Genomic DNA, 25,941 nt, shown 5'->3' with positions numbered 1-25,941 from the left:
GCTGACGACGTTGCGTCCTGACCAGGTTCAAACGAGTGAATCGTGCGATGGTCACAGCGAGGGCGAGGGCGAGGGCGAGGGCGAGGGCGAGGGCGAGGGCGAGGGCGGAGGCGAGGGCGAGGCGAAGGTGAGGCGGAGGTGGCGACGGCGGAGTCCGGGCGGAGGAGGCTCAGGCCTCGACACTCCGCCGGGACAACGTGCGCCCGTCACCACCTCCGTGCGTCCGGAAGGTCCCTCACAGCCCCGTCGGACATAGGCGATTCGTCGACGATCGCATGATGGATTGGCCTCGGTGGTGACGAAGTCGTGCTTGAGCCCGGCTCAGCGACCTCGACGCCGACGGAGAATGCAAGAGCGCCCCCCTGCACGCCCCCCATCGTGCCCTGAATTGCGCCCCCCGATGTTCATGGAACGCGCTTGCTGTGCAGGTCAGAACGCGCCTTCCAGGAGAAGGCGCCGCGGCGCGCGTCTCCCTCGCTTGGCTGATTACGCGCGGTTCCGCGCGTCCCCAATTCTGATCTCCGTCGAGCGGATGGAGGGGCGACGCGTGTATCCGGCACCTACGGGTGGCCAGGGGAGCGGCAACCCCTCTGATCGGCCACGGCGTCCCGGAACGCCCGACTCCGGGGAGTCATCTCCCGCCCCGTGCCTGTCATTTCGTACCGCTAAGGGTTCGCCAGCATTTTTCCGCCAGGTTTCACAGAATCCGCACAGACCCCACAGGTGGGACGCACTATGTGACGCGTCAGAGCGACACGGACACACACTGCGATGGTGTCCGTGTCGTTGGGGGGCGGGCCACGGGGTGGAGACATCCCCTGTGCCCGACCGCGGAGGGGACCACACACCGCATGAATCACACCGCGCGAGCGGCGGCTCTCGGCGCCGGCGCTCTGCTTCTCGCGCTCTCGCTGCCCGGCACTCCGGCCTCGGCCGCCGAGCTGCCGCGCATCGACCTGCGCGTCCTGGTGGTGACCGACGGAGGCCCTGCCACCGCCGCGCTCACCGCCGAACTCGACGGCCAGGGAACGCCGTACACGACCGTCGACCTGCGGCAGAGCGGCCGTCCAGTGATCAACGCCGCGTTCCTCGCGGACAGCGTGGACGGCAGGGCCCGCGCCAAGTTCCAGGCCGTCGTGCTGCCCAACGACAATCCGTTCGGCGCGGGATCCGCCGAAATGGCCGCCCTGGCCGCCTACGAGCAGACCTACGCCATCCCGCAAGTCGATGCCTACACCTACGCCAGGCCCGAAGCAGGCCTCCAGACACCGGAGTTCAGCGGATCCCTCGACGGGGTGCGGGCCCAGGTGACCGCATCGGGCAAGAGCGGCCCCTTCGGCTACCTCGCGGGGCAGGTGCCCTTCGAGGACAACTCGCCCGCGGCGAGCGAGAGCTACGGCTTCCTGTCCAAGCCGGCGCCCGGCGCCGACTTCACGAGCTACGTGGACGCGCCGATCCCCGGCGCGTCGGGCCGCGGCTCGCTCGTGGGCGAGTACCGCCACGACGGGCGCCGCGAGCTGGTGGTGACCTTCGTCTACAACCAGCATCAGCAGCAGTTCCGGCTGCTCGCCCGCGGCATCGTCGACTGGATGACCCAGGGCGTCCAACTCGGCTCCTCCCGCAACTACTTCGCCGTGCACGTCGACGACGTCTTCGGCGCCGACGACCGCTGGGACAGCGAACTCAACTGCACACCGGGCGACGTGGACTGCCCGCCGGGCCAGGGCACTCCCGACCCGATCCGGATGACGCCGGACGACGCGGCCTACGCGGCCCAGTGGTCCAAGGGGCGCAAGTTCCCGCTCGACATGGCCTTCAACGGCGGTGGCAGCGAGCTCTTCCGCGAGGAGAACGGCGGCGCGGACCCCTTGGCGGACCGGCTGATCGCCGACCGGAGCGAGCACCGCTGGATCAACCACACCTACAACCACCCCTTCCTCGGCTGCGTCCAGGACGTCAGCACCGTGCCGTGGACCTGCGCGAAGAACGCGGACGGCAGCACCCGCTACGTCTCCCGCACCGAGATCTCCCAGCAGATCTCCGACAACCGCAACTGGGGCCAGCGCGCCGGACTCCCGCTCGTGAACGGCGAGTTGGTCACCGGCGAGCACTCGGGGCTCAAGGTGCTTCCCCAGCAGCCCGACGACAACCCGAACCTGAGCACGGCGCTGCGGGACAACGGCGTGAGCTGGCTGGGCTCGGACAACTCCCGGGACAGGGGGCAGCGCCAGGTGGGCGCCGCCCTGACCGTGCCCCGCTACCCGATGAACGTCTTCTACAACGCGGGCCGCGCCAGCGAGCAGGTCGACGAGTACAACTGGATCTACACCCGCAAGGCGGACGGCGGCAGCGGCGTCTGCGAGAACTCCTCCGTCGCCACCTGCCTGGAGAGCCCCCTCGACACCACCACCGGCTACCAGGACCACATCGTGCCGGTCGAGTCGACGATCGCGCTCGGGCACGCCCTGGCGAACGACCCCCGGCCGCACTTCATCCACCAGTCGAACCTCGCCGAGGACCGCATCGCGTACCCCGTGCTCGGCTCCGTCCTGGACGCGTACGGCGCGCTGTTCGCGGACAACGCCCCCGTGGTCAACCTGCGGATGGCCGACATCGGCGGCGAGCTGCGCTCCCGCGCGGCCTGGGACACGGCCGTCAAGGCGGGCCGGGTCACCGCCTACCGGATCGGCGGCACGGTGACGGTCCAGGCCCCGTCAGGTGTGGCCGCCCGTGCCACCATGCCCACCGGTACGGTGCAGCAACTCCTCCTGGGAACCGACCCGTTCGGCTCGGCGTACGCCGGAAGAACCTCCGGCTGGGCATCCCCGTCGCTCCTCCAGAGCCGGGTCACGCTCAAGCTGCCGACCGCCCTCACGGCGGGCAGGGCGGCGGCCGAGCAGGCCGACGTCCCGAAGGCGGCCAAGAAACTGCCCGTCCCGTCCGGGGTCACCCGGTACCTGAAGCCAGGCACCGACGGCCACACGCCACGCGCGCTGCCCACCCGGCGCTGACCTTCCGGTCGCACCCGGTGGCCGGCCGGCCCCTCCCGGCCGGCCTCCGGGACCACGCCTCGCGCGGCACGCCCCTGCCGTCGCGCACCGCCCCCGCCACCCAGGGGCCCACACCGCACGACCATCCCCCCGCGCCAGTACGTCCCGCACTCCGCCGTTCACGGAACTCGCCGCACCCCGGTCCACGCCGGGGCGGGGCGCTGCCGTCGGCTCCCTCGCGTTCGTATCTCACCCGCGGAGCCCCACCATGTCCACCTCGCCCTCGCCCGTGCCGATACCGGCACCCTTCCCCATGCCGTCGCCCGGCCCCGCAAGGACCCGCGTCACCCTGCTGACCGAAGGGACCTACCCGCACAGCCACGGTGGTGTCAGCGTCTGGTGCGACCAACTCGTGCGCGGCATGCCCGACATCGACTTCGGCGTCCTCGCTGTCACCGGCACCGGCAGCGAGAGCCTCGCCTGGGAGCTCCCGCCGCACATCGACGAGCCCGTCTGTCTGCCCATGTGGGGACCGACCCCCGCCGGACACGCCCCGCGCGGCCGGCGTCGACGTCAACTCCTCGGCTCCTACGAGCAGTTCCTCACCGCACTGCTCGACCCGGCCGCCGAGGACGGCTTCGCCCCCGCGCTCCACGACCTCGCCCGGCACGCCCGCGACGGCGCCCTGTCACCGGCGCTGCGCACCGACCGCGCGGTGCACGTCCTGACCTCCGTATGGAATGTCCCCGGGCGCGCGACCGCCGAGGCGCGGCCGACGCTGCACGACGCGGTCACCGCCACCGGCCTGCTCGAACACGCGCTGCGGCCGCTCGCCGCCCGGCCGCCCGAGCGCGGCGTCGCGCACGCGGTCAGCGGCGGCATCGCGGCCCTGCCCGGCCTGATTGGGCGTCAACTCCACGGCGTTCCGCTGCTGTTGACCGAGCATGGCGTGTATCTGCGTGAGCGTTACCTCGGCTACCGCACGGGTCCGTACAGCTGGCCCGTGAAGGCCCTGCTGCTCGGCTTCTTCCGGTTGCTCGCCGAGGAGACGTACCGCCAGGCCTCCCTGATCACCCCGGGCAACCGCTACAACCGCCTCTGGGAGGAGCGCGGCGGCGCGCAGCCGTCCCTCATCCGCACCGTCTACAACGGCGTGGACCCCGAGGCCTTCCCGCCCGCGGGCCCCGAGCCGCAGAGCCCCACCCTGAGCTGGGCGGGCCGCGTCGACCCGATCAAGGACCTGGAGACCCTGATCCGCTGCTTCGCCCTGGTCAGGCAGGAGATACCGGACGCCAGACTCCGGCTGTTCGGCGGCACCCCGCGCGGCGGCGAGGCCTACCGCGAGCGCTGCGAGGCGCTGGCCGCCGAGCTCGGCCACGGCGACGCGGTGGTCTTCGAGGGCCGCGTCGAGCACATCAAGGACGCCTACTCCGCGGGCAACGTGGTGATGCTGTCCAGCATCAGCGAGGGCTTCCCGTTCACCCTGATCGAGGCGATGTCCTGCGGTCGCGCCACGGTCTCCACCGACGTCGGCGGGGTGCGGGAGGCGGTGGGCCCCACCGGCCTCGTGGTGCCGCCGCGCGCCCCGGAGGCCATGGCGCGGGCCGTCGTGGAACTGCTCCGCGACCCCGGGCGCCGCGCTGCGATGGGCGAGGCGGCCCGCCTTCGGGTGATCGAGCAGTTCACGCTCCGGCAGACGGTGGACGCGTTCCGCTCGATCTACGAGGAGTTGGCCACGCACGGTCAACAGGCTCTGAATCAGGACGAGTTGGAGAACCATCACCTCCCGGACGAGGTGGCGGGATGAGCGGACCGCTCCCTCTCAGGCCGCGCGGCGGGCACCCCCGCGGCACGGAGAACGACGACGCCTTCGGCGCGGACGACACCCTCGCCCTGCGTCTGGCACGTCCGCCCCGCACCGCCCCCGACGACGGCCGTCCCCGCATCCGCACGGGCGTCGCGCTGCGCCCCGCCCGCGCCGACGACCCCGTCGACCGCCTTGCCGCCGAACTCGCCGACGACGCGGGCGCGGCCGTCCACCCCTACGAAGTCGCCGCGCTCCTGGAGTCGCAGGGCCTGACCGGCGACCGGATCCAGGAGACGTATGGGCACCCCGATCTGTTCTCGCTGGCCGACGCCGTCTTCCGGAGGGTGCCGCGCAGCCATCCGAAGCCGCCTGTGCCGCCCGACCCTTGGCGGCCCGACCATCTGCGCTGCGCCCTGCGCGGGCTGCTCTTCGCGCTTCCGGGTACGGCCTATGTACTGGCGCAGGGCGCGTGGGGCTCCTCGGCCTCGGGGCTGTACGGGCTGATCGCCGCGGCCCTGATGTCCTGGGCCTGGTCCCAGGCGCTGAGCCACCGGGCGTACAGCCGGCTCGCGGCCGGGCGGCACGAGGCCGGGCGCACCCTGCTGCGCGGCGCGCCGCTGGGCGTCGTGGCCGCGTCGGTCACCGGCCTGCTGGTCGCGGGGCCGGGAGCCGCCGCGCTTTTCGCCGTCGGGCAGTCCTGCTATCTCGCCGCGGCCGGGCTGCTGCTCGTGCTCGGCCGCGAGAAGATCCTCGCGGCGGCGCTCCTTCCGGTCGTGCTGGCCGCGGCCGCCCAGCCGTGGTGGCAGCCGCCGCACCTCCTGCGGACCGGGCTGCCGCTGCTCACCGTGCTGTTGGCGACGGCCGCCGCCGCCCACGCACTGCGCTCGGCGCTTCGGGCGACCCCCGCGCCGGGACCCGCACCGCCCCTGGTGGGCTCGCTTCCGTACGGCCTTTTCGGACTCGCGGCCGGGACGCTGACCGCGGTGGCGGGACAGCAGGAGCCGTACGCCGTCATCGTGCTGACCCTGAGCATGGGCCCCGCCGAGTGGCTTCTCTACCGCTACCGCGGTCTCGCCGTGGCCGCCCTGCACGCCTCGACCACTCCCCGGGGCTTCCGGTTGCGCGCCGCGCGTGCGCTCACCGTGTGCGGCGCGGCCTATCTCGTGCCGCTCGCCCTGGGCGCCGTACTCGTCGGCGCGAGCGCGGCCCGGCTCCTGCTTCTCGGCGCCGTGCTGTGGATCGCCCTGCTCCTCCAGGCGTTCGGCGCGGCCTGGCCGTCCGCCGCGCCCTGCCTGGCCGCCGCGGCCACCGCCACGGCGCTTCCGCTCACCGGCACCGTCTCGGTTCCCACCGCGCAACTCATCGGCTGTACCGCCGCCGTCCTGGCGCTCCTCGCCGTCGCCGTCCACCGCTTGGGCCGGCCAACGGCGCACGCCTGACCCGGCCCCCGCCTCACCACTCGGCCCGGCCGCGCCCGCAGCGCACCACCTCCACTTCCATCACCGTCACCGTCACCGTCACGTGATCAGTCATCAGGAGCACTCATGGCATCCGCACCACTCGTCGCCGTCACCGGAGCCGAAGGCTTCATCGGCTCGCACCTCACCGAGGCGCTCGTCGCGTCGGGCCACCGGGTCCGCGCGATGGCGCAGTACAACTCCTTCTCCTCCTACGGCTGGCTGGAGACGCTCGCGCCCGAGGTGCTCGCCGAGGTCGAGATCGTCCTGGGCGACGTACGCGACCCGGGCTCGGTCCGCGGCCTGGTCACCGGCGCCGAGACGGTCTACCACCTGGCCGCACTCATCGCGATCCCGTACTCCTACCAGGCCCCGCACAGCTACGTGGACACGAATGTGACCGGCACGCTCAACGTCCTCGAAGCCGTACGCCACTTGGAGATCCCGCGCCTGGTGCACACCTCCACCAGCGAGACGTACGGCACCGCGCAGACCGTGCCGATCACCGAGGACCACCCCATCAACACCCAGTCCCCGTACGCCGCTTCGAAGGCGGGCGGCGACCGGCTCGCCGACAGCTATCACGCGAGCTTCGAGACGCCCGTGGTCACCCTGCGCCCCTTCAACACCTTCGGTCCGCGCCAGTCGATGCGGGCCGTCATCCCGACCGTCATCGGCCAAGTGGCCTCGGGATCACGGGAGATCACCCTCGGTGACCTGCGGCCCACCCGCGACTTCACCTTCGTCGCGGACACCGCGCAGGCCTTCATCGCCGTCGGCACGGCGCCCGCCGACGCCGTCGTGGGCCGCACCTTCAACGCGGGCACCGGCGGCGAGATCTCCGTCGGTGACCTGGTGCGGCTCATCGGCAAGGTGATGGAGGCCGACCTCGACGTGAGCGAGGACGAGCAGCGCATCCGCCCCGCGGCTTCCGAGGTGATGCGTCTGGTCGCCGACGCGAGCCGGCTGCGCGCGGCCACCGGCTGGGCACCGGGACACGACCTGGAGCAGGGCCTCGCCCGCACCGTCGAGTTCTTCCGCGACCCGGCCAACCTGGCCCGCTACAAGACGGACATCTACAACATCTGAGCCATCCCTGACCGAACGCCGACCGCCCGACCGTCAACCGATCTGCGCATCAGGCCACTTGACCACTTCGGGTCACTCACAGGGGAGACGAACCATGCACGCAGTCATTCTTGCCGGAGGCAAGGGTGTCCGGCTCCGGCCGTACACCACCGCGCTGCCCAAGCCGCTGGTTCCCATCGGCGACCAGCACGCGATCCTGGAGATCGTGCTGCGCCAGCTGGCGACCGCCGGATTCACCAGCTGCACCATCGCGATCGGCCACCTCGGCCACATCATCCGTGCCTACGTCGGCAACGGCGCACGCTGGGGCCTGCGCGTGGGCTACTCCACGGAGGAAAGCCCGCTGGGCACCATGGGCCCGCTCCTGACGATGATGGACCGGCTGCCCGAGCACTTCCTCGTGATGAACGGCGACATCCTCACCGACCTCGACTACGCGGACGTCCTGAACAGCCACAGCACGTCCGGGGCGCCGCTGACGATCGCGACGTACGCACGTGAGGTGCGCATCGACTTCGGGGTGCTCACCACCGAGTCGGACCGCGTGGTCGCCTTCACCGAGAAGCCGAGCGTGGACTACCGCGTCTCCATGGGGGTGTACGGGCTCTCGCGCGACACGCTCGCCTCCTACACCCCGGGCCTGCCGCTCGGCTTCGACGAGCTCGTGCTCGACCTGCTGAAGTCCGAGACCCCGCCGCACGCCTACGCGTTCGACGGCTACTGGCTCGACATCGGACGCCCGGACGACTACGACCGCGCGAACGCGGAGTTCACCACGCACCGCTCCCTTCTCCTCAAGGGAGCGTGACAAGGCCGTGCGCATTCTCGTCCTGGGCTCCACCGGATACCTGGGCGGGCACATCGCCGAGCGGCTGCACGCCCTGCCGGGCGTGCGGCTGCTCCGCGGCGGCCGCGCCCACGAGGACGACCTCCGGGTCGACCTCGCCGCCATGACGCCCGCCGCACTGGCCGAGCAGCTGGGCAGGGCCGAGCCCGACGCCGTGGTCAACTGCGTGGGCGCGGTCGGCGGCAGCGCGCTGACCCTCGCGGAGGTCAACTCCCGTGGGCCCGCCGCCCTGTGCGAGGCATTGCGGGTGGCGGCGCCCGCGGCACGTCTGGTGCACCTCGGCTCGGCGGCCGAGTACGGGCCGACCGGCATGGGCGAGCGGACGGCGGAGGAAGCCCCCGCCCGCCCGGTCGCCCCGTACGGAGCCACGAAGCTGGCCGGCACCCTCACCGTGCTCGACACGGAGCTCGACGCGCTCGTGCTGCGGGTCACGAACCCGGTGGGCCCCAGGGCTCCCCGGGCCGGGCTGCCCGGCCGGCTCACCGCCGAGCTCGTCCGTGCGGTGAGCCGTACGCCGCACGGCAGGGTCCAGGTCGGCGACCTGTCCGCCTACCGTGACTTCGTCGACGTACGCGATGTCGCGCAGGCCGTCGCGCTCGCGCTCGCCCTGCCGGGGCGGCTGCCGCGCCTGCTCAACATCGGCAGCGGCCGTGCCGTGCCGGTGCGCGACCTGGTGCACGGCCTGGTCGGCGCGGCGGGCTTCACCGGGCACGTGGAGGAATCGCTCGGCAAGGTGGGCCGATCCGTGGCCGTGCCCTGGCAGTGCGCCGACATCGGCGCCGCGGAACGGGAGTTGGGCTGGACGCCGACGCACTCCCTGCGGGATTCCGTGAGCGCGCTGTGGCTCGCCGACGGCGCGCCACGGACACGGCAGGCAGGCGCGGACGACGGCTCGCCGCGCCTCGCTCCGGCGGCAGGGGACACGCGATGACCCTGCTGGTGCCGTTGTACGTTCACCCGGCCGCGGACCCCGCGGCCTGGGAGGCGCTCGTGGCGGCCGCGCCCCAGCTGTACGGCATCGTCCTGAACGCCGCCGACGGCCCGGGCACGGCCCCCGACCCGGCGTTCACCGCCGCCTCGCGGACCCTGCGCGATGCGGGGGTGCGGGTGCTGGGATACGTCGACACGGCATACGGGGAGCGGCCGCTCGGTGACGTCACCGACGACCTGGCCCGGCACCGCGACTGGTACGGCGTGGACGGCTGCTTCCTCGACCGGGTCGCGCCAGGACGCCGCGAGCTGCGGCACTGCAGGCGCCTGGTCCGCTCGGCGCGGGAGAGGGGCGCCGACACGGTGGTCCTCAACCCGGGCGTGCATCCGGCGCCCGGGTACGCCCGCGCCGCCGACCTGCTCGTCACGTTCGAGGGGCACTGGACGACGTATCTGCGCTCGTTCACCGCCCCGTCCTGGACGGCCAGGCATCCCCCCGAGCACTTCTGCCATCTCGTCTACGGAGTTCCGCCCGCGCTGACCCGCCTCGCGGGGCGCACCGCCGTGCGGCGGGGCGCGGGGGTGCACTGCGCGGTGCCCGGCGCGGGGCCCAACCCGTGGACGCAGCCGCCGCCCCTGGCCACGGCCGGAGGCAGCCCGTGAGGCACCGCAGCCGCCTTGGCCTGTTCCTCGTCACCGTCCTGCTGCTCGCCGGCTGCTCGTCGGCGCAGCGGCAGGACGGCAGTTCGGACCGGTGGCGGCCCCGCCCCGGCACCACATGGCAGTGGCAGCTCAACGGCCGCGTCGACCCGGGCGTGAACGTCCCCGTCTACGACATCGACGGGTTCGAGAACCGCGCGTCCGACGTGGTCCGCCTGCACCGCGACGGGCGCCGCGTCATCTGTTACATCAACGCCGGTGCCTGGGAGTCCTTCCGCCCGGACAGCGATGACTACCCCGCATCCGTCCTCGGCCGCCCCAACGGCTGGAAGGGGGAGCGCTGGCTCGACATCCGGCGCCTCGACGTGCTGCGCCCGCTGCTCGCCGAGCGCTTCGACATGTGCCGCCGCAAGGGGTTCGACGCGGTCGAGCCCGACCTTCTCGACAGCTATCTCAACCGCACCGGGTTCCCCCTGAAGGCACACCACCAACTGGCCTTCAACCGCATGGTCGCCCGCCTCGCGCACGACCGCGGCATGTCCGTCGGTCTGAAGAACGACCTGCCGCAGATCCCGCAGCTCGTGAAGGACTTCGACTTCGCCGTCAACGAGGAGTGCGCCCAGTACGACGAGTGCGCGTCGCTCACCCCCTTCATCAAGGCGGGCAAGGCGGTGCTGCACGTCGAGTACGCCGTGCCCAACTCGGAGTTCTGTGCCCAGGCGCGCCGCCTCGGCCTGTCCTCGATGAGCAAGAAGCTGGACCTGGACGAGTGGCGCAGGCCCTGCTGAGGCGATCGGGGGAAGCCGCGTAACTGATGATCTTGCCCGCGCGTTGGTGTGCCGCAAGTACCGGCAGAACCCGCGCCTGGACGCGCGGGGCGATGAAGAAGGCTTGAGGGTCACTCATCATGCTCGACATCACCAGGAAGACCGTCGCGGCGATCGCCACCTTGGCCGCGGCGCTCGGCTGCGTCATCGTCACCGGGCCGTCGGCGGCTGCCGACGGCGAGTGGTGCAACCACTCGGTGTGCATCAGGACCTACGACAGCGGCACGTATCTCGGCCGGGTCGAGGTGTCGGTCACCAACACCAACCAGCCGAACCGCATCAGTGCGCGTGTGTGGACCACCAACGGCTGGAGCGCCAACACCAAGGTGGAGGACGTCGAGAAGTTCAGGACCTACCGGGACCAGGCCTACCCGCAGCGGCACTTCCCCGCGGGCACCCGGCTCTGCGCGGAGGGCTTCCGTGGCGGGGCCAGCGTGGGCCTTCCCTGCGTCACCATCACCGACTGACCCCGCCTGAGGTCATCCGTACTGGCGGCAGCGGCCGGAGAAGACGGCCCGGACGCGTGCGGTGACGAGGCCGAGGGCGGCCCGCGATTCGGCGGACGCCTGCGATGCGGTGATGTCGGGGTCGGCGCCGAGCTGCAGGGCCAAGCCCTCGGTCAGGCAGTGGAGTTCGAGTGCGGCGAGGTCCGGGTCGGTGTCGGCCGGGACCTCGCCGCACTCCTTTCCGTTGTGGACGGCCGTGGCGAGCATCGAGCGGATGAGCCGGCCTGTCTCGGCGTGGGAACGGGCCAGGCGGGGGTTGTCGACCGTGCGGCCCAGGAAGGCGAGCACCACCCGGTGCGCGGAGCGGCGGCGCGGGTCGGCAGGGAGCCATTCGCTGAGCCCCTCGACGACCACGTCACGGATCGGAAGGCGCCGGCGCGTGGCGCGTTCCCCCAGGGTGGAGACCCGGTCGAGGATCTTCTGGACGACGCGTTCGTGGGTGAACAGCAGCATTTCGTCCTTGGTCGGGAAGTAGTGCTGTACGTGTCCCACGGAGAAGCCCGCCGTCGCGGCGGTCCGCGCCACGGTGACCCGGTCGAGCCCCTCTTCGGTGACCAACTTCTGTACGGCGTCGGCGACCTGGATGCGCCTGGCTTGGTGATCGACGACCTTCGGCATGCCGTCAGGGTATCCGTCCGAGGTCCTTGCGGAACGTTTTCACCATATGCTCATATGGTGAAAACGACGGGGTGCCGACCAAGGGATGGCCGCGGACATGGCAGCACTGGCAGGGGCAGCGAAGGCACAAGGGCGCCAACGGCGGGCGCGATTAGGGCTGTTGACTCGCTCGGTTCTCGTCGGGGCGGTGGTGGTGGCGGGCCTCGCGACGCCCGCAGCGGCAGCCGACGCGGGGGACTGGTCGGAAGTGGACGCGTTCGTCGGCGGCCGGCTCCACGCGACGGGCACGCCCGGTGCCGCGCTCGTGGTGATCGAGGACGGCCGCGTGGTGCACGAACGGGGCTTCGGCGAGGACGGCCGGGGCCGGGCGGTCACGCCCGACACCCCCTTCCTGTGGGGCTCGGTGTCCAAGCCCGTCACCGGACTCGCCGTGATGCAGCAGGCGGAGGCGGGCCGCGTGGACCTCGACGCACCGGTGCGCACGTACCTGCCGTGGTTCCGGCTCGCCGACCCGGAGGTGTCCGACCGCATCACCGTCCGGCACCTGCTCACCCACACCAGCGGCATCCCCGCCTCCGCGTCCGGCGAGATCGGGGACCGCTACGACAACGCGCCCGGCGCCCTCGCCGACGCGGCCCGTGACCTGGCGCGGATCGAGCCGGAAGGCCGGCCCGGCAGCTCCTTCGCCTACTCCAGCGCGGGTTACGCCGTACTCGGCGCGCTGGTCGAAGAGGTGTCGGGCCGGCCGTTCGGGACCTACCTGCACGAGAAGATCCTCGACCCGCTCGGCATGGAGCACGCGGTCGCCACGGAACGGGACTTCGCGCGCGAGCGGGTGGCACCCGGCCACCGCTCCGTCTTCGGCACGCCTGTCCCGTTCGACGCGCCCTACGACACCTCGGGCGTCCCGTACGGCCATGTGGGCGGCAGCGCAAGGGACTTGGCGCGTCTCGCCCTCGCCGAGCTGGAAGGCGGCACGCTGCACGGCCGGCGTCTGCTGTCGGCGAAGGGCATCGCCGAGACCCAGCGGGGGCACGTCGACAGCAGCGCCGACCGGTACGGCCTCGGCTGGTCGGTCGGCACGCTCAAGGGCACGGGCGAACGCATGGTCTGGCACGACGGGGCGCTGCCCGGCCACCAGGCCATGGTGGTCATGCTGCCCGACAGCGACCGGGCGGCGATCGTCCTGCAGAACGCCTACCACCAGCTGCGGGCCAAGGAGTTCGCCGACGCCGCGTTCGGCACGGCGCAGCTGCTGTCCGGCGCGGAGCCCCGCACCACGCCGGTCGACCCCCTCGCCGTTGCCCTGCCCTGGGCGACGGCCGCCCTCGCCGGAGCGCTGCTCCTGTGCGTGGCCGCCCCGGCCCTGCGCCGCCTGCCCGGACGGCGCGCCGCGGTCCGGGCCCGCTCCCGCCGCAGGATCGCCGTGACCACCACCGCGTCGGTCGCCGCGGCGCTGGGCATCGCGGCACTCCTGTGGTGGCTGCCCTCGACCCTCGGCGGCACACTGCCGATGACGCTGCTGTGGATGCCCGACGTGGGATGGGGCCTGGCCGCGGCCATCGCGCTCGCCTTGCTGCTGGCGGTGGAGCGTACGGTCCTGGCGGCCGTGGACCTGCGGCGACGGGCCAGCCGGCCCGAAGTGGATGCCGGGGTCATCGCCTGCGGGACCGGGCTGGTGAGCCCGGCCCCGCGGTAGACCTCTCAGGCAGGTTCCCGCGCCGGATCGGGCGCGGTGCGCGCGTCGTTCTCGGCCCTGATGTCCTCGTCCCGGCGCAGGTCGTGGAAGAGGCGGCCGGGCCACCAGAACCAGCGGCCGAGGTCCAGGGCGAGGGCGGGCACCAGGACCGTGCGGACGAGGAAGGTGTCGAGCAGGACGCCGATGCCCACCAGCACGCCCATCTGAGCCATCGTCACCAGAGGCAGCCCGGCGAAGACCGCGAACGTCGCGGCAAGGACGATGCCCGCCGAGGTGATCACTCCGCCGGTGCTCGTCAGGCCCTCCAGGACGCCGCGCCCGTGGCCGAGGCGTGCGGCCTCCTCCTTGACGCGGTGCATCAGGAAGATGTTGTAGTCGATGCCGAGCGCGACCAGGAAGACGAAGCCCATCAGGGGGATCGACCAGTCGACGCCCGCGAAGCCGAGCACGCTCTCGAAGAGCACGTTCGACGCGCCCAGGGCCGCGAAGAAGGACAGGACCACCGTCGCCAGGAGGAGGAGCGGGGCCACCAGCGACCGCAGCAGCCAGATCAGGACGCCCAGCACGACCAGGAGGACGATCGGGATGACCGTCCGCAGATCGCGGTCGGCGGCGCGCTGGGTGTCGAGGGTCTGTGCGGTCGTGCCGCCGACGAGTGCGTCAGCGCCGTCGACCGCGTGCACCGCGTCCCGGAGCGCGTCGACGGTGTCCTTGGCCGCCCGGCTGTCCGGGGTGTCCTTCAACACCACGGAGAGCTGGGTGAGTTCGCCGCCGGGGGAGCGGTCGCCGTTCTCGATGCGGGCCACCCCGTCGACCTGTGACGCGGCCGAACGGACCTGCGCGGCCTGCCCGGTGTTCGTGACGATCTTCGCGGGGTCGGAGGCGCCCGACGGGTAGTGGGCGGAGATCTTCTCCTGGGCCACGACCGACTCGGGCTTGTCCTGGAACATCTCGGACTGCGTCAGGCCCATGTTGATGCCGAAGGCGCTGAGCGCCAGGACACCGGTGACGGCGACGGACATCATCCACGACCAGCGGGGCCGCCGTGCGACGGCGGCGCCGATGCGCGACCAGACCGTGTGTTCCTTGCGTGCGGGCGTGCCGTGCCTCGGCACGAACGGCCAGAAGACCCAGCGGCCCGCCACGACAAGGAGCGCGGGCAGGACCGTGATCATCGCGAGGAGCGCGCAGACCACCCCCACGGCACCGACCAGACCCAGGGAGCGCGAGGAGTTGATGTCGGCGAAGGCCAGACAGGCAAGGCCGGCCGCGATGGTCCCGGCCGACGCGAGGATCGCAGGACCCGAGCGCCGCAGCGCGGTTCCCATCGCCCTGTGCCGGTCCTCCTGTCGGTGCAGTTCCTCGCGGTAGCGGGCGATGAGCAGCAGGGCGTAGTCGGTGCCGACGCCGAAGACGAGCACCATCAGGACGCCCGCGCTCTGCGGATCCACGGGCAGGTCCGCGTACTTGGCGAGGACATAAGTGCCGACCTGCGTGAGCACCGCGGCGAAGCCGACGGAGATCAGCGGGAACAGCCACAGGATCGGACTGCGGTACGTGATCAGGAGCAGCACGGCGACGACGATGCCGGTGGCGATCATCAGCGTCGAGTCGAGGGTGTCGAAGACGGCGACCTGGTCGGTCAGGGAGGCCGCGGGACCGCCGACCTCGACGTCCACGCCGGGTGGCGCGTTGGCCCCGGCGATCTCGCGCAGCTCGTCGACCTTGGAGGTCACGTCGTCATCGGTGGACATCGGGACCAGGAGGAGCTGGGCCCTGCCGTCGTCCGACGGCATCGGCCGCGAGACCTGCTCGCCCTCGGCGGTGAACTGGGCGAAGGGAGCCCGGTCGGCGGCGGCCACGCGCTCGTCGGCGCCCTCGCCGGTGTAGACGACGACGGCCGGCATGACGGCGTCGTCACGGAACTTCTCCAGCTCCGTGTTGACCCGCGCGGACTCGGCGCCGCGCGGCAGGAAGGCGTTGGCGCTCGTGTCCTCGACGTCGCCGAGCTTCCCGGCCAGCGGGCCGAGGGCCACGGCGAGGATCAGCCAGGCGGCGAGGACCAGCCATTTGGAGCGCCGGCCTGCGGGCGCACCGGCGACGCGCTGGAGCAGCGGACGCATGGGTAATCTCCTTCGGTGTGGGGCGCGCCGCCGGTCGATGACCGGCACAGGGCGCACGGGGCCCGCACCACGGCGCTTGAGGTGTGACGACCTGCCGTGGCGTACGGGTGGGTGTGAGTCCGGGCCGCTGAGGCCCGGGGTGCGTGCCGCATCGGCACGGCCGGGAGTTGCCGCTCCCGGCCGTGCCCGTCGCCGGCTGCCGGTGCTATTCGATCTCGCGCATCATCTTCTCCATGGAACCGACGGAGTGCCGCGTCTGCGCCAGCTCCTCCCGGGTCTGCTTCATCTCGTCGATGGAGCGCCGGTGCAGTTCGACGTTGTCCTCGAGCAGTTGTGCGTACTTGGAGGCCAGCGCCTTGTACTGCTCCTCGCGGGCGGCGAGCATCCGGGCCCGCCAGGTGGCGGCCACCTGCCAGACGATCACGATCAGCAGAAGGAAGAAGCCGGCCGCGCCGACGCCACCGACCCATGCGCCCACGGCGTCACCTCCGTCCGCCAGCGTCACCAGTTGTCCGTTCACTTCGCTTCCTCTTTCGTGGCTTCCGCGGTCTCTTTGGGGCGGGTCTCGGAGAGGGTCGAGACCGCCCTGGCGAACAGCTGTGGCGTCAACTCGTAGAGAAACGGCGCCACTTCGAAGTACTTCATGGACTTGCCGTCCTCGGCGACCTCCAGCGACCCGATGACGAGACCCGCGGCCTCGAGCAGTTTCAGGTGCATGTGCAGCAGTGGACGGCCCATGCCGATCTCGCGGGCGAGCGCGCTGACGTAATTGCGGCGCCCGGTGAGCGCGGCGACGATCCGCATGCGGTGCGGATTGCCCAGCGCGCTGAGTGCCTTCAGCAGCTCGTCGCCCGTCGGTTCCGGGGTCGGGACCTCGGCCATGGCGGCCTCTCTCTCGTGCCTGTCAAGAAAAGCTGACATGAGGCTGGGCTACCTGTCAAAGATTTCTGACACATCTCAGGGTTGGATTCAGGGTTATATGGGGGATCCGCTGAGGGGAGCCTCGGGGTACTGCCGATCTCGGGGTACTCCCGCTGTCGTACGCGCCCTTCGCGCGCGGCTCCTATCGTGAGTTCCGTGACCCCCACCTCCCGCTCCTGGCAGCGGTGCCTCACGTGGCCCTTGCCCCCGCAGCTCACGGACCTGTCCGTGGCCGCGGTCGTCGCGCTTCTCACGGGCCTGGACGCGGCGGTCAACGACTCCGGTCACCGGCAGGCCGACTGGCTGACGTGGCTCCTGTACGCCGTGTCGGTCGGCGCGCTCCTGGTGCGCAGTCGGTGGCCGGTCGCCGTCAGCGTCGTCACCGGGGCCGCCTGCGCGGGCTGGGCGCTCTACGGGCACATCGGGGAGCTGCTCAATCTGCCGGTGATGGTCGCGCTGTACGCCCTCGCGGCGCAGGGCGACCGGCGCCGCACGGTGCGCACCGCCGTGATCGCCGCCCTCGTCTCGGGGGTGGTGTCGGTCATCGCGGGCAAGGACGTGGCGCAGCCCCAGGGTGCCCCGCTCCTGGAGATGCTCTGGCCCCTCGTGCCGCTGCTCCTGGGTGAAGTGGTGCGCGGACGGCGGGAGTTGATGAAGGAGTACGCCGACCGGGCCGAGCGCGCCGAGGCCGACCGGGAGCGGGAGGCGCGGCGCAAGGTCGACCAGGAGAGGGTGCGCATCGCGCGCGAGCTGCACGACGTGGTGGCCCACACGGTGTCGGCGATGACCGTGCAGGCGGGCCTCGCCCTGGACGCGCTCGACAGCAGGCCGGAGGTGGCGCGCACGGCGATGCGGCAGGTGCGCACCTCGGGCAAGGAGGCGGTGCGCGAGCTGCGGGCCACGGTGGGCGTGCTGCGCGAGGGGCGCCGGGTGGCCTCCGTCGACCCGGCGCCCCGCCTCGCGCAGCTCGGTGAACTGGTGGAGGGGGTACGCGGCACGGGCCTGCGGGTGTCCCTGCACACCGACACCGACACCGGCACCGACACGGACACGGCCACCGGTGGCCGGGAGCTGCCGCAGCTGGTGGAGTTGGCGGCGTACCGCATCGTCCAGGAGGCGCTGACCAACGTGATCAAGCATGCGGACGCCCGACACGTGGCGGTGTCGGTGGCCACGGCGGGCGGTCGCCTCGCGGTGGAGATCACCGACGACGGACCGCTGACCACCACGGCTGCGGCTACGACCTCGGGGGAGGGGTACGGCCTGATCGGCATGCGGGAGCGGGCCACAGCGGTGGGCGGCACCCTCGAAGCGGGCCCGCTGCCCGGCGGCGGGTGGCGGGTGCGTGCCGTGATTCCTGTGGAGGAGGGGGTGGCGTGAGCGGCCGGGGCGGGGAGGGGGCGGCACGGGCGCGCGGGCCGAGGGGGGATCGGCGTGAGCGGGTGGGGCAAGGAGAGGCTGACATGAGGCGGGTGGGTCGAGGAGGGTCGGCATGAGCGGTCGGGGCGAGGAGCGGACGCTGTGGGCTGGCCGAGGAGCGGACGGCATGGGCGGAGCTGGCCGAGGAAGGGCCAGCGGCGTGTGGCCGGATCCAGGGGGATCGGCATGGGTGAGCGGGTGAGGAGCGGGTGGCATGGGCGGGCTGGCCGAGGAAGGGGAGGCGGCGTGAGTGGCCGGGTCCAGGGGGAATCGGCATGTGGATCGGCCTGGGTGAGCGGGTGGCATGGGTGGCCGGGTGAGGAGCGGACGGTAGGGCGAGCGGGTCGAGAGGGGACGGTGTGGTTGGTCGGATCCAGGGCGGGAACGGCGTGAGCGGGCGGATCGAGGAGCGGGCGGCGTGAGAGAGCGGGGCGAGGAGTGGGCGGTATGAGTGGCCGGAGTGAGGAGAGCGCGGCGTGAGCGGGCGGATCAGGGTGCTTCTTGCCGACGATCAGACCGTCGTCCGCGCGGGCTTCCGTGCCCTGCTCGACCTCACCGACGACCTGGCGGTGGTCGGCGAGGCGGCGGACGGTCTCGCGGCGGTGGAGTTGACCCGCACCACACGCCCCGACATCGTCCTGATGGACATCCGCATGCCGCGGGCCGACGGCCTCGAAGCCACCCGCCGCATCGTCGCCGACCGCACGCTCGATGCCGTACGCGTCCTGGTCCTGACGACCTTCGAGGCCGACGAGTACGTCTTCGAGGCGCTGCGCTCCGGGGCCGCGGGCTTCCTGCTCAAGGACATCGAGCCGGACGACCTGCGCACCGCGATCCGCACCGTCGCCGCCGGGCAGAGCCTCCTGTCGCCCGGCGTCACCCGGCGGGTGATCGAGGAGTTCGCCCGGCTCAAGGCGCCCGAGGCCGAGGCGATGAGGCTCCTCGATCCGCTGACCGACCGCGAGCGCGAGGTGCTCGCGCTGGTGGGCCACGGCCTGGCGAACGACGAGATCGGCGCGCGTCTGCTCATGTCGCCGCTCACCGCGAAGACGCACGTCAGCCGGGCGATGACGAAGCTCGGGGCGCGGGACAGGGCACAGCTGGTGGTGCTCGCCTACGAGACCGGCCTGGTGCGCGCGGGCGAGGGCTGACCCGGCGGGTGGCTACTCCCCAGGGAGTAGCGGCCGACTCCCGTCGGCAGATGTCCGGTGACGGTCGCCCTCCGTAGCGTCGACGGCATGATCGAAGCACGGGAACTCACCAAGCGGTACGGCGGCAAGGCTGCCGTCGACCGGCTCAGCTTCACCGTCAGGCCCGGCCGCGTGACGGGCTTCCTCGGCCCGAACGGCGCCGGCAAGTCGACCACCATGCGCATGATCCTCGGCCTCGACGCGCCGAGCGGCGGCGCGGTCACGGTCAACGGGCGACGCTACGACCGCATCGCCGCGCCCCTGCGCGAGGTCGGCTCGCTCCTGGACGCCACGTCGGTGCACGGCGGGCGCACCGCGCGACAGCACCTCCTCGGCCTGGCCCGCAGCAACGGAATCGGCGGAAGCCGGGTCGACGAGGTCCTCGAAGCGGTGGGCCTCACACGCGTCGCGGGCAAGCGGGCCAAAGGGCTCTCCCTGGGGATGGGCCAGCGCCTGGGCATCGCGGCGGCGCTGCTCGGCGACCCCGGCGTGCTCATCCTCGACGAGCCGGTCAACGGCCTGGACACCGAGGGCATCCGCTGGATCCGCGACCTGCTCAAGTCCCTTGCCGCGGACGGCAGAACGGTGTTCCTCTCCAGTCACCTCATGAGCGAGATGGAACTGACCGCCGACCACCTGATCGTGATCGGCCGCGGCCGGCTGCTCGCGGACACGGACATGAGGGACTTCATCGAGACCAACTCCCAGGGCGCCACCCTCCTGCGCACACCCGCCGCCGAGGCGCAGCGGATGCGGGCCCTGCTGGAGACGGCGGGGGCGTCCGTGCGTCTGGACGCGCGCGGCGGCTGGCGGGTCGGCGGTCTGACGCCCGCCGAGATCGGCGAGCTTGCGCGCACGCAAGGCCTGGCGATCCATGAACTCACCCCGGTCTTCTCCTCCTTGGAGGAGGTCTACACCGACATGACGCGGTCCTCGGTGGAGTACCGGGGCACGGCTGCGACGTACGAAGCCGAGGACGCCGAGGGTGCCGAGGACGCCGAGGACGCCGAGAACAAGGAGCCGGTCCGATGACGACGACAGCGACAACTGCAACGACGGCGAATGCGGCCACAGCGACAGCGGCCCGCGCCACTCCCGGCTTCCGTACGGCCCTCGCCTTCGAGTGGACCAAGTTCGCAAGCCTGCGCTCCACCCGCTGGACACTCCTGGTCACCGGCGCACTGACCGTGGTCGGCGCGGTGTTCGTCGGCCTGAGCGGCAGCCTGCAGCCCGACGACACGGTGCTCGGCGGCAGCCTCACGCTCAGCGTCATCTCGCTGATGGTCGCGGGCGCGGTGGGCGCGCTGACCGTGTGCGGCGAGTACGCGAGCGGCACCATCACCGCCACGCTCACCGCCGTACCGCGCCGCGGCCGTCTGCTCGCCGCGAAGGCGGCCCTGCTTGCCTGCCTCCTGTACGTCACCGGGCTCGTCTGCTGCACGGCGGCGTATCTCATCGGCGGCGCGGTCCTGGAGGACGGCAAGTACGCCCGAGGGGATCCGCTGCCCGCGCTGTTCGGCATCGCAGGTCTCTTCGCGCTCGTCGGACTCATCGGCCTCGCGGTCGGCACCCTCATGAAGCACTCGGCGGGGGCCGTCGTCACGGTGGTCGGCGTCCTGCTGCTGCCGTCCCTGTTCGGCCCGCTGCTCGGTGATCTCCAGCGCTGGGTCGCAGGGGCGACGCCGACGGCCGCCCTGGAGAAGCTCACGCAGACGTCGGACGCGAGCCCGGAGACGGTCGGCAGCCTCGGCGCCTGGCCCTCGCTCGCCCTGGTCGCGGCGTACACCCTGTTGCTCCTCGGCGTGGCCGCGTGGCGCCTGCGCCGACGCGACGCATGACAGGCGCAGCCTCAACCCCGGTGACATCGCGCCCTCAACCCCGGTGACATCGCGCCCTCAACCCCAGATCCCGGGCCCGAATCCCGGGCCCGACGGAGGAACACCATGCGGACCTTGCGACCCTTGCGACTGCTCCTCACCCTCACGACGGTGCTCACGACCGCACTCCTCGCTCCCCAATGGGCGCCGGCAGCCACGGACGACGGCACCGACGGCCGCCGCCCCGAGGCGGTGCGCGAGAAGCGCCTCGCCCCCCGCCTGGTCGAACTCACCGTGGATTCACCGGCGTTGGGGCGCGAGGCCAAGGTGCGCCTGCTCACCCCCGACGGCTGGGAGCGGCGGACCTCGGACGACCGCTGGCCGGTGCTCTATCTCCTCGCCGGCGGCCATGGCGACCCCGAGGCCTGGACCCAGGACTACGCGGTCCACGAGCTGCCCCAGCTGCGTGACGTCCTCGTGGTGATGCCGGAGATGCCGGTGTTCGGCTTCTACAGCGACTGGTGGAACCAGGGCGCGGGCGGCCCGCCCGGCGTGGAGTCCTTCCATCTCGACGAGGTGCGGCCGCTGCTGGAGAGCCGCTACGGCGCCGGAACCCGCCGGGTGGCCGCGGGGGAGTCGCAGGGCGGTTTCGGCGCCATTTCCTATGCCGCGCGCCACCGGGGTCTGTTCCGGGCCGTGGCCAGCTACAGCGGCTTCGTCCATCCGCTCCAGCACCCGCACGCGGTCAAGGCGGGCCTCGACTACATGGGCATGGACTGGCGGGCGCTCTGGGGCGACCCCGTCGCACAGCGCGCCAACTGGCAGGCGCGTGACCCCTATTACCTCGCCGAACACCTCCGGGGCACTCCCGTCCACCTGTCGAGCGGTGACGGCGCGGCGGGCGCCCTCGACCCGCCGGACGTGGAACCGGACCCGCATGTGCCGGGTCTCGAGGATCCGGCTGACCCCTTCCCCGAGGATGTCGTCTCCCCGACCGAAGCGATCATGGGGGAGGAGTCCCGGACCCTCGCCACCCGCCTGGCTGCGGCAGGCGTCCCGGTGACCACGCACTTCTACGCAGGGACGCACTCCCCGCCCTACTGGAGCAGGGAGCTGCGCGGCTCCCTGCCCGGCCTCCTGCACGCGCTCGGGGTTCCGTCCTTGTAGTGGCTCAGGACGGGCACTTTGCGATTCTTTTACAGTGGGTGTAGAAGTTAGCCGTACTTCTACACCCACTGTCGTCGTGCGGGTGGGGTGCTTCGTCCGACATGGCGAGATGCCGCGGCCGCACCGAGAATGACCGGCACGCCCCTCATCGGAACGGAGCCACCGTTGCTGTCCGCCGTACTCGGCCTGCTCGCCGTCCTCGTCCTGACCGCGGGCACCGGCTACTTCGTCGCGCAGGAGTTCGCGTACGTGGCCGCGGACCGCCTCGCGCTCGCCCGTGAGGCGGAAGCGGGCGACCGGCGGGCGGCCCGCGCCGTGCAGGTCCTCGGGCGGCTCTCATTCATGCTTTCGGGCGCCCAGCTGGGCATCACCGTCACCGGTCTGGTCGTCGGCTTCCTCGCCGAGCCCTCCGTGTCCGGGCTCCTGAAGCCCGCCCTGGACGGCACCGGCCTCTCCGACGGCGCCGTCTCCGCCCTCTCCGTGGTCCTCGGCTTCGTCGTCGCCACCGTGCTCCAGATGGTCCTCGGGGAGCTCGCCCCCAAGAACCTCGCGCTGGCCGTCCCCGAGCGGCTCGCGAAGTCCCTTGCCGCCTCCACGCTGGCGTACCTGAAGGTCGTCGGCCCTGTCGTCCGCGTCTTCGACAGCGCGGCCAACCGGCTGCTGCGCCGGATCGGCATCGAGCCCGTCGAGGAACTGCACCACGGCGCCACGCTCGAAGAGCTCAGCCACCTCATCGGCGAGTCCCACGAACACGGCAGGCTGCCGCGGGAGAGCGCCGAACTCCTGGACCACGCCCTGGAGTTCTCCGAGCGCACCCTCGACGAGGTGATGGTGCCCCGGGCGGACGTCACCTTCGTGCGCAAGGACGCCACGGCGGACGAGGCCGTGCGGCTCATCGCCGAACACGGACACTCGAACTACCCCGTGATGGGCGACCACCCGGACGACGTCGCGGGCGTCCTCGGGGTGCGCGAACTGATGCGGCTGCCCGCAGGACGCTTCGGCCGCACCACGGCGGGAGAAGAGGCCCGGCGTCCCCTGCTGCTGCCCGACACCCTGCCGCTGCCGGGCGCGGTGGCGCAGATGCGCGAGCGGGACGACGAGTTCGCGGTCGTCCTCGACGAGCACGGGGGAGTGGCGGGCATCGTGACGTACGAGGACCTCGCCGAGGAACTCGTCGGGGACATCGCCGACGAGTCCGACACCGTCGTCGAGCTCGCGGTCGCGGACGGCGGCGGCTGGTTCGTCGACGCGGGCCGCCGCCTGGACGAGGTGGCCGACGCGACCGGCATCGACCTGCCCGAGGAGGACGACTACGACACCGTGGCCGGACTGATCGTCGACCGGCTCGGCCGCTTCCCGGCCATCGGCGACCGCCTGACCGTGGAGCTGTCCGACGGCAGCCGCGTCGCCCTCGCCGTACTCGGCCTCGACCGCCACGTGCCCGAACGCGTACGGATCGAGCGCCTGCCGGTGGCGGACGTGCCGAGCGTCGAGGAGACCACCGCATGAGCTTCCCCCTGGCCCTCTTCGTCACCGTCCTGCTGCTGATCGCCAGCGGCTTCTTCGTGGCCGCCGAGTTCGCGCTGGTCGCCGCCAAGCGCCACCGCATGGAGCGCGCCGTCGCCGCCGGACAGCGCGGCGCCAGGTCCGCGCTCGCGGGCATGCGGGAGCTGTCCCTGATGCTCGCCGGGGCCCAACTCGGCATCACCGTATGCACCTTGGGCCTCGGCTCGGTCTCCAAGCCCGCCATCTCCCACGAAGTCGACCCGCTCCTGGAGAAGCTGGGCCTGCCCGCCGGGCTCAGCTACGGCATCGCCTTCGCGCTCGCCATGGTCGTCGTGGTGTTCCTGCACATGGTCGTCGGTGAGATGGCGCCCAAGTCCTGGGCCATCGCCCACCCCGAGCGCTCGGCGATGCTGCTCACCCCGCCCTTCCGGGCCGTGGTCAAGGCCGTACGCCCCCTGCTCACCCTCCTCAACAGGGTCAGCAACGCGCTCGTCCGCCTGTGCAAGGTCACCCCGCGCGACGAGCTCACCTCGGTCCACAACCGCGAGCAACTCGGGCACCTGGTCGAGGAGTCGTGGCGCCTCGGCCTGATCAGCGAGGTCGACTCGGGCCTCATCACCACCTCGCTCACCGCACCGCTGACCGCGGTCGGCGACCTCCAGACGGCCGCCGCGCAGATCACGTCCGTCCCGGCCGACGCGAGCGTCGACGAGGTCCTCGAGGTGGCCGCGGCGAGCGACCGCACCCGGCTGCTCGTCAGGGACGGCGCCACCGTCCTCGGCTCGGTCCACGCCCGTGACGCCCTGGTGGCCCGCGCCCGGAGCCGCGCTCTCACCGCACGCGAACTGGCCCGCCCCGTACCGGAACTCGCCGCCGACGACACCCTCGCCCACGCCGTCGAGGAACTGCGCAGGCGCCGCGCCTCGCTCGCCGTGCTCTGCGACGAATCGGGCCGCCTCACCGGCCTGGTCAGCCTGGACGACCTGCTGGCCTGCCTGATGGAACCGCGGCAGCCGGTGTGACGGCCGCCCGATGCCGCCTCTCCGGGCTCTCCTGCTCTTCCGGGCGCGAAATGCCACCCCGTACGGGGATATACGGGTGTCGTGTCCTGTGGCTACTGTGCTCGCAATGTCCCGTGCCGACGACGTCACGCATCGTCACCCGGCTGCCCGCGTGAGGGCGGCACCGCGGTGAAGCTCCGCAGGCCGCCTCCCCCCTGCCCGCAGGCGGTCACCTACCGGTCCGCCCCGGCAGCGGTGGCGGCGGGCCGCCAGGTCATCACGCTCCTGGACGGCAGGGGCCGCGACATCGGACACCTCGACTACCAGGTGTGCCATCCCTGCGGCGCCGCACACGTCAACACGATCGCGATCGCCGGGCCCTGGCAGGGCGTAGGCCTGGGCCGCGAGGTGCTCCACCGCGCCACCTACTCCTGGTCCGCGTACGCGTGGACCACCTCCCGGCAGTCCGCCGACGGCCGGAAGTTCTTCGCCGCGATGGCGGAGGAGACCGGCGTGGATTTCGTGCCGGGTGCCGGGGGATGCCCCCACATCACCGCACCGCCACGGGGATCCAGGTCCGGCGGGGCGCTGCTCTGAGACGTCTGCCGCCCGGCGCCCGATGCGTGCCGTCGGCCGCCTGTCGCCCGGCGATCCGCGCGCGATAGCGTCACCGCCGTGACGATCAACGCTCGTGGGACCACCACCGACCCGGCCGGAACCGCGGCGGTGTCCGCAGGACAAGGACGCACGGCGCGTCGCGCAGCCGACACCGTCGTCTTCCTGACGCCGCCCCTTCTCCTCGTCGTACCGTCCCTGCTGATCCGCGCCCGGCTGATCGACGACGCATTCCTCTTCCTCAACCTGGTCTCGCTCTTCATCAGCGGCCTGGTGGCGGCCTACGCCCACATGGGCTGGCGCGCCCGCCCGCACGACGGTGACCTGCTGTCCGCCCACACCCTGACCGGGCGGCACACCGTCGACCTCGCCCGGCTCACCAAGGTCGGCCGCCTGGAGGTACCGGGGCAGACCCGGAACGACGACCGGCTGATCCTCACCGACGAGCACGGGGTGCGGCTCATCCTCGACAAGCTCGCGGGCGGCGACGAGAAGGTCGACACCCTGGTGCGCAGGGCCCTTCTGCGCAGGCCGCAGGGCGCGGGAGTGGTCGTGTCCGACCGCGCGGCCGAACGCCTCGACCTGCGGACGGAAGTCAGCCGCCCGCACGGCCGCCTCACGGCGGGCCGGACCGTCCGCGAGGGACTCATCGGCTGGGTTCCCCTGCTGTCGTTCTTCGTGGTCGCGCCGGTGGGCTTCGGCCTGTTGATCGCCGGCTTCCTGCTCTCGGGCGTCACCTGAGGTTCCGG

General features: G+C 72.2%; 23 protein-coding genes. 19 read left to right on the top strand and 4 right to left on the bottom strand.

Annotation, left to right across the window (positions count from 1 at the left end):
• Window positions 1-851 precede the first annotated feature (851 nt).
• From ABZ833_RS05145 to ABZ833_RS05105, 9 genes are all read left to right on the top strand, one after another.
• Window positions 852-3,011: a hypothetical protein gene (locus tag ABZ833_RS05145; RefSeq protein ID WP_361041107.1), complete on the top strand. Its 2,160-nt coding sequence runs from the start codon at window positions 852-854 to the stop codon at window positions 3,009-3,011.
• A gap of 292 nt (window positions 3,012-3,303) precedes the next feature.
• The gene (gene pelF / locus ABZ833_RS05140) at window positions 3,304-4,797 is read left to right on the top strand and encodes a GT4 family glycosyltransferase PelF (protein WP_361041403.1); all 1,494 of its coding nucleotides are present in this window, start codon (window positions 3,304-3,306) and stop codon (window positions 4,795-4,797) included.
• Complete coding sequence (locus ABZ833_RS05135) at window positions 4,794-6,236, top strand: hypothetical protein (RefSeq protein ID WP_361041104.1); 1,443 nt, start codon at window positions 4,794-4,796, stop codon at window positions 6,234-6,236. Before pelF ends, ABZ833_RS05135 begins: the two co-directional genes overlap by 4 nt.
• A 105-nt stretch (window positions 6,237-6,341) precedes the next feature.
• Window positions 6,342-7,343: a GDP-mannose 4,6-dehydratase gene (locus ABZ833_RS05130; protein WP_249586235.1), complete on the top strand. Its 1,002-nt coding sequence runs from the start codon at window positions 6,342-6,344 to the stop codon at window positions 7,341-7,343.
• Window positions 7,344-7,437: 94 nt separating this feature from the next.
• The gene (locus ABZ833_RS05125; RefSeq protein ID WP_249586234.1) at window positions 7,438-8,151 is read left to right on the top strand and encodes a sugar phosphate nucleotidyltransferase; all 714 of its coding nucleotides are present in this window, start codon (window positions 7,438-7,440) and stop codon (window positions 8,149-8,151) included.
• A gap of 7 nt (window positions 8,152-8,158) precedes the next feature.
• A complete protein-coding gene (locus tag ABZ833_RS05120) occupies window positions 8,159-9,121 on the top strand; it encodes an NAD(P)-dependent oxidoreductase (RefSeq protein ID WP_361041101.1) in 963 nt (320 codons plus the stop codon).
• Window positions 9,118-9,783, top strand: a complete 666-nt coding sequence (locus ABZ833_RS05115) for a spherulation-specific family 4 protein (RefSeq protein ID WP_361041099.1) — start codon at window positions 9,118-9,120, stop codon at window positions 9,781-9,783. The genes ABZ833_RS05120 and ABZ833_RS05115 overlap by 4 nt, the downstream gene beginning before the upstream one ends.
• Window positions 9,784-9,821: 38 nt before the next feature.
• Window positions 9,822-10,568, top strand: a complete 747-nt coding sequence (locus tag ABZ833_RS05110) for an endo alpha-1,4 polygalactosaminidase (protein WP_361041399.1) — start codon at window positions 9,822-9,824, stop codon at window positions 10,566-10,568.
• Window positions 10,569-10,687: 119 nt separating this feature from the next.
• Entirely contained in the window at window positions 10,688-11,074 is a 387-nt protein-coding gene (locus tag ABZ833_RS05105; protein WP_361041097.1) for a hypothetical protein, read from the top strand.
• Window positions 11,075-11,086: 12 nt separating this feature from the next.
• On the opposite strand, the gene ABZ833_RS05100 is transcribed toward ABZ833_RS05105, so the two are convergent.
• Complete coding sequence (locus tag ABZ833_RS05100) at window positions 11,087-11,731, bottom strand: TetR family transcriptional regulator C-terminal domain-containing protein (RefSeq protein ID WP_361041095.1); 645 nt, start codon at window positions 11,729-11,731, stop codon at window positions 11,087-11,089.
• Window positions 11,732-11,828: 97 nt separating this feature from the next.
• On the opposite strand from ABZ833_RS05100, the gene ABZ833_RS05095 reads away from it, so the two are divergent.
• Complete coding sequence (locus ABZ833_RS05095) at window positions 11,829-13,430, top strand: serine hydrolase domain-containing protein (protein WP_361041093.1); 1,602 nt, start codon at window positions 11,829-11,831, stop codon at window positions 13,428-13,430.
• Between the two features lie 5 nt (window positions 13,431-13,435).
• On the opposite strand, the gene ABZ833_RS05090 is transcribed toward ABZ833_RS05095, so the two are convergent.
• From ABZ833_RS05090 to ABZ833_RS05080, 3 genes are all read right to left on the bottom strand, one after another.
• On the bottom strand, window positions 13,436-15,553 hold the full coding sequence (locus tag ABZ833_RS05090; RefSeq protein ID WP_361041090.1) for an MMPL family transporter: 2,118 nt from the start codon (window positions 15,551-15,553) through the stop codon (window positions 13,436-13,438).
• A 205-nt stretch (window positions 15,554-15,758) separates the two neighbouring features.
• On the bottom strand, window positions 15,759-16,073 hold the full coding sequence (locus tag ABZ833_RS05085; protein ID WP_361041087.1) for a hypothetical protein: 315 nt from the start codon (window positions 16,071-16,073) through the stop codon (window positions 15,759-15,761).
• On the bottom strand, window positions 16,070-16,435 hold the full coding sequence (locus tag ABZ833_RS05080; RefSeq protein WP_361041084.1) for a winged helix-turn-helix domain-containing protein: 366 nt from the start codon (window positions 16,433-16,435) through the stop codon (window positions 16,070-16,072). The genes ABZ833_RS05085 and ABZ833_RS05080 overlap by 4 nt, the downstream gene beginning before the upstream one ends.
• 195 nt (window positions 16,436-16,630) lie before the next feature.
• Between ABZ833_RS05080 and ABZ833_RS05075 the strand changes: the two genes are divergently transcribed.
• The 9 genes from ABZ833_RS05075 to ABZ833_RS05035 all read left to right on the top strand — a co-directional run bounded on the left by ABZ833_RS05075 (window position 16,631) and on the right by ABZ833_RS05035 (window position 25,933).
• Complete coding sequence (locus tag ABZ833_RS05075) at window positions 16,631-17,854, top strand: sensor histidine kinase (protein ID WP_361041081.1); 1,224 nt, start codon at window positions 16,631-16,633, stop codon at window positions 17,852-17,854.
• Between the two features lie 515 nt (window positions 17,855-18,369).
• Entirely contained in the window at window positions 18,370-19,044 is a 675-nt protein-coding gene (locus tag ABZ833_RS05070; protein WP_361041079.1) for a response regulator transcription factor, read from the top strand.
• Window positions 19,045-19,131: 87 nt separating this feature from the next.
• A complete protein-coding gene (locus ABZ833_RS05065) occupies window positions 19,132-20,115 on the top strand; it encodes an ATP-binding cassette domain-containing protein (protein WP_361041077.1) in 984 nt (327 codons plus the stop codon).
• Window positions 20,112-20,921 carry an ABC transporter permease subunit gene (locus tag ABZ833_RS05060; protein ID WP_361041074.1) on the top strand — a complete coding sequence of 270 codons (810 nt, stop codon included), beginning with the start codon at window positions 20,112-20,114 and terminating at the stop codon, window positions 20,919-20,921. Before ABZ833_RS05065 ends, ABZ833_RS05060 begins: the two co-directional genes overlap by 4 nt.
• A gap of 105 nt (window positions 20,922-21,026) precedes the next feature.
• Window positions 21,027-22,067 carry an alpha/beta hydrolase family protein gene (locus tag ABZ833_RS05055; RefSeq protein WP_361041072.1) on the top strand — a complete coding sequence of 347 codons (1,041 nt, stop codon included), beginning with the start codon at window positions 21,027-21,029 and terminating at the stop codon, window positions 22,065-22,067.
• 168 nt (window positions 22,068-22,235) lie between these two features.
• Window positions 22,236-23,579 (top strand): hemolysin family protein, encoded by a 1,344-nt coding sequence (locus ABZ833_RS05050; RefSeq protein ID WP_361041396.1) that lies wholly within the window; start codon window positions 22,236-22,238, stop codon window positions 23,577-23,579.
• Entirely contained in the window at window positions 23,576-24,598 is a 1,023-nt protein-coding gene (locus ABZ833_RS05045) for a hemolysin family protein (protein WP_361041070.1), read from the top strand. Before ABZ833_RS05050 ends, ABZ833_RS05045 begins: the two co-directional genes overlap by 4 nt.
• A gap of 168 nt (window positions 24,599-24,766) precedes the next feature.
• Window positions 24,767-25,174, top strand: a complete 408-nt coding sequence (locus tag ABZ833_RS05040) for an N-acetyltransferase (RefSeq protein WP_361041067.1) — start codon at window positions 24,767-24,769, stop codon at window positions 25,172-25,174.
• 78 nt (window positions 25,175-25,252) lie between these two features.
• Entirely contained in the window at window positions 25,253-25,933 is a 681-nt protein-coding gene (locus ABZ833_RS05035; RefSeq protein WP_361041065.1) for a hypothetical protein, read from the top strand.
• The last annotated feature ends 8 nt before the right edge of the window (window positions 25,934-25,941 follow it).

Origin of the sequence: Streptomyces sp. NPDC047525 (assembly GCF_040643025.1) — a bacterium.
In the GTDB taxonomy this organism is placed as follows: Bacteria; Actinomycetota; Actinomycetes; order Streptomycetales; family Streptomycetaceae; genus Streptomyces; species Streptomyces durmitorensis.
The sequence above is the reverse complement of the archived record's forward strand: the minus strand, read 5'-3'. Positions and strand labels throughout refer to the sequence as shown.

Coding starts and splice junctions, on each gene's coding strand:
- ABZ833_RS05145 (WP_361041107.1), top strand. CDS start 852: ATGAATCACACCGCGCGAGCGGCGGCTCTCGGCGCCGGCGCTCTGCTT.
- pelF (WP_361041403.1), top strand. CDS start 3,304: ATGCCGTCGCCCGGCCCCGCAAGGACCCGCGTCACCCTGCTGACCGAA.
- ABZ833_RS05135 (WP_361041104.1), top strand. CDS start 4,794: ATGAGCGGACCGCTCCCTCTCAGGCCGCGCGGCGGGCACCCCCGCGGC.
- ABZ833_RS05130 (WP_249586235.1), top strand. CDS start 6,342: ATGGCATCCGCACCACTCGTCGCCGTCACCGGAGCCGAAGGCTTCATC.
- ABZ833_RS05125 (WP_249586234.1), top strand. CDS start 7,438: ATGCACGCAGTCATTCTTGCCGGAGGCAAGGGTGTCCGGCTCCGGCCG.
- ABZ833_RS05115 (WP_361041099.1), top strand. CDS start 9,118: ATGACCCTGCTGGTGCCGTTGTACGTTCACCCGGCCGCGGACCCCGCG.
- ABZ833_RS05105 (WP_361041097.1), top strand. CDS start 10,688: ATGCTCGACATCACCAGGAAGACCGTCGCGGCGATCGCCACCTTGGCC.
- ABZ833_RS05100 (WP_361041095.1), bottom strand. CDS start 11,731: ATGCCGAAGGTCGTCGATCACCAAGCCAGGCGCATCCAGGTCGCCGAC.
- ABZ833_RS05095 (WP_361041093.1), top strand. CDS start 11,829: ATGGCAGCACTGGCAGGGGCAGCGAAGGCACAAGGGCGCCAACGGCGG.
- ABZ833_RS05090 (WP_361041090.1), bottom strand. CDS start 15,553: ATGCGTCCGCTGCTCCAGCGCGTCGCCGGTGCGCCCGCAGGCCGGCGC.
- ABZ833_RS05080 (WP_361041084.1), bottom strand. CDS start 16,435: ATGGCCGAGGTCCCGACCCCGGAACCGACGGGCGACGAGCTGCTGAAG.
- ABZ833_RS05065 (WP_361041077.1), top strand. CDS start 19,132: ATGATCGAAGCACGGGAACTCACCAAGCGGTACGGCGGCAAGGCTGCC.
- ABZ833_RS05060 (WP_361041074.1), top strand. CDS start 20,112: ATGACGACGACAGCGACAACTGCAACGACGGCGAATGCGGCCACAGCG.
- ABZ833_RS05055 (WP_361041072.1), top strand. CDS start 21,027: ATGCGGACCTTGCGACCCTTGCGACTGCTCCTCACCCTCACGACGGTG.
- ABZ833_RS05045 (WP_361041070.1), top strand. CDS start 23,576: ATGAGCTTCCCCCTGGCCCTCTTCGTCACCGTCCTGCTGCTGATCGCC.